Below are 6,890 nucleotides of genomic sequence, written 5' to 3' on the forward strand. Positions count from 1 at the left end.
GCCCTGGGGTGCACCGAGAAACTCGTCGGTGCACCCCAGGCTGCTACCTCGAGAACTTCAGAGCCGGCCGACGACCCACTCGATCGCCTGCGTCAGGATCGTGACGTCGTTCGGCTCGATGGCCGGGAACATCGCGACGCGCAGCTGGTTCTTGCCGAGCTTGCGGTACGGCTCGACGTCCACGATGCCGTTGGCGCGCAACACCTTCGCCACGACGGCGGCGTCGACCTCGTCGGAGAAGTTGATCGTACCGACGACCTGCGAGCGGTCAGCGGCCTTCTCGACGTACGGCGTGGTGTACGCGGTCTTCTCGGCCCACGAGTACAGCCGGTCGCTGCTGTCCTTCGTGCGCGCGACCGACCAGTCGAGGCCACCGTTGCCGTTGATCCAGTCGATCTGGTGCGCCAGCAGGAAGAGCGTGGCGACCGACGGCGTGTTGTACGTCTGGTCCTTGGTGGAGTTGTCGAGCGCGGTCGGCAGCGACAGGAACTCCGGCACCCAGCGGTCCTTGAGCTCCTCGACGCGGGCCAGCGCCGCGGGCGACATCAGCGCGAGCCACAGGCCACCGTCCGAGGCGAACGACTTCTGCGGCGCGAAGTAGTAGACGTCGAAGTCCTCGGCCTTGACCGGCAGGCCACCGGCACCGGACGTCGCGTCGATCGCGATCAGCGCGTCGCCGGAGCCCTCGATGCGGGTCACGGGCATCGCGACACCGGTCGAGGTCTCGTTCTGCGCCCAGCCGACCAGGTCGGCGCCCTCGGCGTAGAAGAGCTCGGGCGAGGTGCCCGGCTCGGCCTTGGTGACCAGGGAGTCCTTCAGGAACGGCGCGGTCTGCGTGACCTTCGCGAACTTGGAGGAGAACTCACCGTTCGTGAAGTGCTGCGCGGTCTCGCGGACCAGCCCGAACGACGCCGCGTCCCAGAACGCCGTGGTGCCACCGTTGCCGAGCACGACCTCGTAGCCGTCCGGCAGCTGGAACAGGTCGCGCAGTCCGGAACGGACGCGGCCGACGAGGTTCTTGACGGGCTTCTGCCGGTGCGATGTGCCGAGCAGTGCCGCGCCCTCGGACGCGAGGGCCGCGACGGCCTCGGGACGCACCTTGGACGGTCCACAGCCGAAGCGGCCGTCAGACGGCTTGAGCTCGGCGGGAAGCACCAACGAGGTCGGATCGGCGGTCTGGGTCATGTGGTCACGCCTCCGGGGCGATTGACGAGCTTCAGGGACCTGACCGGCGCCGTTGCCGGAGTTCACAGTGTTGCAGGCCGGTGGCCTGGAGGTGACAGCCGGGTGTCGTGGGTCACGCACCGCTGACTCCGATTGTCAACCGGTCAGTGGACACGCGGTCGTGTTTCGGCCGTGTTTCCACTCCGCGATAGCGCGCTTTCGCGTGTTAGAACGGCGGAGTGCATCTGACGCCGCATGAACGGGACAAGCTCCTCGTGCACGTCGCTGCCGACGTGGCGCGGCGGAGGCTCGAACGCGGAGTGCTGCTCAACTACCCCGAGGCGGTCGCGCTGATCACCGACCACGTGCTGGAAGGCGCGCGGGACGGCCGCACGGTCAGCGAACTCATGGAGAGCGGGCGGACCGTGCTCGCGCCGGAGCAGGTCATGCGCGGCGTGCCGGAGATGATCGACTCGGTGCAGGCGGAGGCGACGTTCCCGGACGGTACGAAGCTCGTCACCGTGCACCATCCGATCGCTCCCTCGGCCGGTCCGGCGCCGGGTGAGGTGGTGGTCGGCGCCGAGCCCGTCGAGCTCAACCCCGGCCGGCCGCGCGTGACGATGGTCGTCGTGAACGTCGCCGACCGGCCTGTCCAGGTCGGGTCGCACTTCCACTTCGCCTCGGTCAACACGGGGCTGTCCTTCGACCGCGAGGCGGCGTTCGGCTACCGGCTCGACATCCCGGCGGGGACGGCCGTGCGGTTCGAGCCCGGCGTCGAGCGTGAGGTCACGCTGGTTCCGCTGGCAGGCTTGAGGATCGTCCGGGGGTTGCAGCGATGATCGACCGCGAGCGTTATGCCGAACTGCTCGGGCCGACGGCCGGTGACCGGATCCGGCTCGCCGACACGGACCTGTTCATCGAGGTCACCGAGGACCGTTCGCGCGGTGCGGCGTCCGGCGACGAGGTGATCTTTGGCGGCGGCAAGGTGATCCGCGAGTCGATGGGGCAGGGCGTCGCGACCCGCGCCGAGGGTGCTCCCGACCTGGTCATCACCGGTGCGGTGGTCCTCGACCACTGGGGTGTCGTCAAGGCCGACGTCGGCGTGCGGGACGGGCGGATCGTCGCGATCGGCAAGGCGGGCAACCCGGACACGATGGACGGCGTGCACCCGGCGCTGGTGATCGGGCCGTCGACGGAGATCCTGTCCGGCAACGGAAAGATCCTGACGGCGGGCGGCATCGACTGCCACGTGCACTTCATCTGCCCGCAGATCGTGGACGAGGCGCTGGCGTCCGGGCTGACGACGCTGATCGGCGGCGGCACCGGTCCGGCGGAGGGCACGAAGGCCACGACCGTCACGCCCGGAGCCTGGTACCTCGACCGCATGCTGACGTCGATGGACCACATGCCGGTCAACATCCTGTTGCTGGGCAAGGGGAACACGGTCTCCGAGGAGGGCCTGCGCGAGCAGCTCGCCGGCGGCGCGGGTGGGTTCAAGCTGCACGAGGACTGGGGCACGACGCCTGCCGCGATCGACGCGTGCCTGCGCGTCGCGGACGAGTCCGGCGTCCAGGTCGCGATCCACACGGACACGTTGAACGAGGCCGGCTTCCTGGAGTCCACTGTGGACGCGATCGGTGGCCGGTCGATCAACGCCTACCACTCCGAGGGTGCCGGTGGCGGGCACGCGCCGGACATCATCCGCGTGGTCTCGCTGCCGAACGTGCTGCCGTCGTCGACGAACCCGACGCGCCCGCACACCGTCAACACGCTCGAAGAACACCTCGACATGCTGATGGTGTGCCACCACCTCAACCCGTCCGTGCCGGAGGACCTGGCGTTCGCCGAGTCGCGGATCAGGCCGACCACGATCGCGGCCGAGGACCTGCTGCACGACCTGGGCGCGATCTCGATGATCTCGTCGGACTCGCAGGCGATGGGCCGCGTCGGCGAGGTGATCATCCGGACCTGGCAGACCGCGCACGTCATGTCGTCGCGGCGTTCCATGGACTCGAACCTGCGGGCGCAGCGGTACGTCGCCAAGTACACGATCAACCCCGCTGTGGCGCACGGGATCGCCGACGAGGTCGGGTCGGTCGAGGCCGGCAAGCTGGCCGACCTGGTGTTGTGGGAGCCCAAGTTCTTCGGCGTGCGGCCTTCGGTGGTGCTCAAGGGCGGGTTCATCGCGTGGGGCGCGATGGGTGACGCGAACGCCTCGATCCCGACGCCGCAGCCGGTGTGGGCGCGGCCGATGTTCGGTGCCACGGCCGGTGCGGCCTCGTCGGTGTTCTTCGTCGCGCCGTCGGCGATCGAGGCCGGTGTCGGCGATCGGTACGCGCGGCGGGTGCTGCCGGTGGCCTCGACGCGATCGGTGACCAAGGCGGACATGGTGCACAACGACGCGATGCCGGACGTCCGGGTCGACCCGGACAGCTTCGCCGTGCACGTCGACGGGGACCTGGTCGTGCCTTCGCCGGTCGCGGAACTGCCGATGGCCCAACGGTACTTCCTGTTCTGATGCTGACCGCGCTGATCCTCGCCGACTCCCGCTTCCCCGGCGGCGGCCACGTGCACTCCGGTGGGCTGGAGGAGGCCGCCGCGCGCGGGCTGGTGCACGACGAGCCGTCGCTGCGGGCGTTCCTGCACGGCCGGTTGCTGGGTGCCGGGCTGCTGGCGGCCGGGTTCGCGGCCGCGGCGGCTCGTGGTGAGGACCTGGACATGCTGGACGCGGAACTGGACGCCCGCACGCCTTCTCCCGCTCAGCGCTCGGCTTCGCGGGCACAGGGGCGCGGCATGCTGCGCGCGGCTCGCCGTGCCTGGCCCTCCGCGCGGCTGGACGCGTTGCCACGTGACCCGCACCAGCCGTTGGTGATCGGGGTGCTGATCGGCGAGCCTGTTGAGGCTGCTGTGACCTGCGCTTATCTGGCCGTGAGCGGGCCTGCGTCGGCGGCCGTCCGGTTGCTGGGGCTGGACCCGTTCGGGGTCAACGCGATCGTGGCCGCGCTTCCGGTGGAAGACGTTGCTTCGCGGGCGTGTGCCGCGCTGCCCGCGCTGGGTTCGCCTGCCTTGGACCTGTTGGCCGAGGCACATGTCCGACGTGAAGGGGTGCGTCTCTTTGGGAGCTAACCACGGGCCCGACCCGCATGATCACCACCACGGAGCCGCGCCGCGCATCGGCATCGGCGGCCCGGTCGGCAGCGGCAAGACCGCGCTGACCGCGGCGTTGTGCCGTGCGCTCGGCTCGCAGCTGGAGCTCGCGGTCGTCACCAACGACATCTACACGACCGAGGACGCGGACTTCCTGCGCCGGGCCGGGGTGCTCGATCCGTCGCGGATCGAGGCGGTGCAGACGGGATGTTGCCCGCACACGGCCATCCGGGACGACATCACCGCGAACCTCGACGCGGTGGAGCGGTTGGAGCAGCGGATCTCCGGCCTGGACCTGGTGATCATCGAGAGCGGTGGGGACAACCTGACGGCGGTGTTCTCGCGCGGGCTGGTCGACGCGCAGATCTTCGTCGTGGACGTGGCCGGCGGGGACAAGGTGCCGCGCAAGGGCGGTCCCGGCGTCACGACCGCGGACCTGCTGGTCATCAACAAGACCGACCTGGCACCGTTCGTCGGCGCGGACCTGGGCGTGATGATCTCCGACGCGCACCGGATGCGTGGCTCGTTGCCCGTCATCGCCCAGTCGCTGGTCGAGACGCCGGACGCGCCCGAGGTGGCGAAGTGGGTGCTGGCCCAGCTGTGAAGGCCGCTCCGAGGGTGATCCGGTGAAGGCTTCGGCTCGGCTGGTCGTGGCGTTGGACTCGCACGGCAACAGCGTCGTGCGAGTCCTGCGGTCGATGACACCGTTGACATTGGTGCCGCACCGGCGCGTGGGCCCGCTTGCGTTGGTGCACCTGGTTTCCTCGGTGACGGCACCGCTGGGCGGTGATTCGTTGTCCCTGACCGTCGAAGTCGGTCCTGGAGCCTCGCTCGAGCTTCGAGGTGTTGCGGCAACACTGTTGTTGCCCGGTTCGTCCGGTGAGGAGTCTTCGTCCTCGGTCCGGTTCCTGGTCGAGGGGACCGTTCGCTACCTGCCAGAACCGACCGTCGTGACGAGCCGCGCGCACCACACTTCCGTGGTGGAGGCCGAATTGGACGGTCACGCACAGTTGCGAACCCGTGAGGTGCTGGTGCTGGGGCGTGTGGGGGAGAAGCCGGGCACGTTGTCGTCGTCGGTGCGCGCAACCCGTTGTGGCAGGCCGTTGTTGCACCAGCAACTGGTCGTGGGTGATCCCTTGGCCGACGCTTCGTCCGCCGGCCTCGTGGGCAAGCGGGTCGTCGGCACCGAGATGCTTCTCGACTCGGTGGAGCGCGGGACGGATGGCGGTGAGTGGTGGAGCGTCGTTCCGTTGGCAGCAGGTGGAAGCCTTGCCACCGCACTGGGTGATGACGTGGTCGCCGTCACAGGAGTGCTTGATGCCATCTGACTCGATCACGGACTCGATCCAGAACTGTTCTTTGTACGGACAGTCACCGTTCAGGTGGTGGTCATCACCGCGCAGGCGGTTTCGGGATCGGGTCGCCGTGCGTATGGTCGCGGGTCCAGGGACCACGAGTTCTGCCGCCGCTTGGAGGTTCGCCGATGACGGAGACCACGAACATCGCACTACCGGCGATGCGCGTGTCATACGAGCAGGGCTCGCTCAGCGAGTCGGAGCTTGCCGCCACCTGGCACGAACAGCTCCAGTTGTGGCTCGACGAGGCGACCAACGCCGGGCTTCCCGAGCCGAACGCGATGGTGCTCGCGACGACCGACGTCAAGGGCCGGCCGTCGTCGCGGACTGTGCTGGCTAAGGGCTTGGATGTTCGCGGGTTGGTGTTCTTCACCAACTACACGTCGAACAAGTCGCATGACCTGATGGCTACTCGCTATGCGTCGGCCACCTTTCCGTGGTTTGCGATGCAGCGGCAGGCGCATGTGCGTGGGGTTGTCGAGAAGGTCGGGCCGGTGGAGACCGCCGAGTACTGGAACTCCCGGCCTCGTGGGTCGCAGATCGGGGCTTGGGCTTCGCCTCAGTCGCGGGTGGTTGGTGGGCGGTCCACTTTGGATTCTGCGTTGCACAAGATCGAGCGGCAGTTTGCCGATACCGAGAAGATTCCTGTGCCGCCGCATTGGGGTGGGTGGCGGATTCGGCCTGAGGAGGTCGAGTTCTGGCAGGGGCGGCGGGATCGGATGCATGATCGGTTGAGGTTCCGGGATGGGCGGGATGGGTGGTCGGTGGAGCGGGTTGCTCCGTAGGTCGCTCGGGGTCCTTTAGAGCTTTTGCGGATGGGGTGTCTCCTGTGGGCGGGAGGCGCCCCTTTTGCTGTTGCGCGACCTGGCGGGTGGGTCACCTTGCGGGCGGCGACCTTGCGGTTGCGTGCTTCCCCTGGGGGCGCTGCCCCCAGACCCCCGGCAATCTGATCAGGGGGTAGCGCCGCCTGTGGGTTGATGGCACGCCTGTTGCTGTGGGCGGCTGCGCGTTGCTTTGAGGGACGCTCCTATAGATGTCAAGCAGTGAGTGCGAGGTCTTTCATGATCGCTGTGTGGGCTTCGCGGAGGATATAGCGCTTGAGGCAGCGGATGATGTCGCGTTTGGTGAGGCCTTGTTCGGTGCGTCGTTGCAGGTAGGCCTGGGTGCGTGGGCAGTAGCGCAGGCGAACGACGGCGACGATGTGCAGGACGCGGTTGGCTTGGC

At 68.6% G+C, this 6,890-nt stretch carries 7 protein-coding genes and 1 pseudogene; 6 read left to right on the forward strand and 2 right to left on the reverse strand.

Annotation, left to right across the window (positions count from 1 at the left end):
- Nucleotides 1-57: 57 nt before the first annotated feature.
- Complete coding sequence (gene serC, locus BLR21_RS40435) at nucleotides 58-1,185, reverse strand: phosphoserine transaminase (RefSeq protein ID WP_090015363.1); 1,128 nt, start codon at nucleotides 1,183-1,185, stop codon at nucleotides 58-60.
- A gap of 218 nt (nucleotides 1,186-1,403) precedes the next feature.
- Between serC and BLR21_RS40440 the strand changes: the two genes are divergently transcribed.
- The 6 genes from BLR21_RS40440 (at nucleotide 1,404) to pdxH (ending at nucleotide 6,451) form a co-directional block, all read left to right on the forward strand.
- Nucleotides 1,404-2,003: an urease subunit gamma gene (locus BLR21_RS40440; RefSeq protein ID WP_051771168.1), complete on the forward strand. Its 600-nt coding sequence runs from the start codon at nucleotides 1,404-1,406 to the stop codon at nucleotides 2,001-2,003.
- Nucleotides 2,000-3,682, forward strand: coding sequence for an urease subunit alpha (locus tag BLR21_RS40445; RefSeq protein ID WP_090015364.1), 1,683 nt, complete (start codon nucleotides 2,000-2,002; stop codon nucleotides 3,680-3,682). Before BLR21_RS40440 ends, BLR21_RS40445 begins: the two co-directional genes overlap by 4 nt.
- The gene (locus BLR21_RS40450) at nucleotides 3,679-4,290 is read left to right on the forward strand and encodes an urease accessory protein UreF (RefSeq protein WP_176930030.1); all 612 of its coding nucleotides are present in this window, start codon (nucleotides 3,679-3,681) and stop codon (nucleotides 4,288-4,290) included. Before BLR21_RS40445 ends, BLR21_RS40450 begins: the two co-directional genes overlap by 4 nt.
- On the forward strand, nucleotides 4,280-4,915 hold the full coding sequence (gene ureG, locus BLR21_RS40455; protein WP_338061094.1) for an urease accessory protein UreG: 636 nt from the start codon (nucleotides 4,280-4,282) through the stop codon (nucleotides 4,913-4,915). Before BLR21_RS40450 ends, ureG begins: the two co-directional genes overlap by 11 nt.
- Nucleotides 4,916-4,937: 22 nt before the next feature.
- Entirely contained in the window at nucleotides 4,938-5,639 is a 702-nt protein-coding gene (locus BLR21_RS40460; RefSeq protein ID WP_256335250.1) for an urease accessory protein UreD, read from the forward strand.
- A 155-nt stretch (nucleotides 5,640-5,794) separates the two neighbouring features.
- Nucleotides 5,795-6,451 (forward strand): pyridoxamine 5'-phosphate oxidase, encoded by a 657-nt coding sequence (gene pdxH / locus BLR21_RS40465; protein WP_090015370.1) that lies wholly within the window; start codon nucleotides 5,795-5,797, stop codon nucleotides 6,449-6,451.
- A 251-nt stretch (nucleotides 6,452-6,702) separates the two neighbouring features.
- Here the strand turns inward: pdxH and BLR21_RS43045 are convergent.
- Nucleotides 6,703-6,890 (reverse strand): annotated as a pseudogene (locus BLR21_RS43045) (hypothetical protein); the annotation flags it as partial.

The sequence above is a fragment of the Lentzea albidocapillata subsp. violacea genome, assembly GCF_900100275.1.
GTDB lineage: Bacteria > Actinomycetota > Actinomycetes > Mycobacteriales > Pseudonocardiaceae > Lentzea > Lentzea violacea.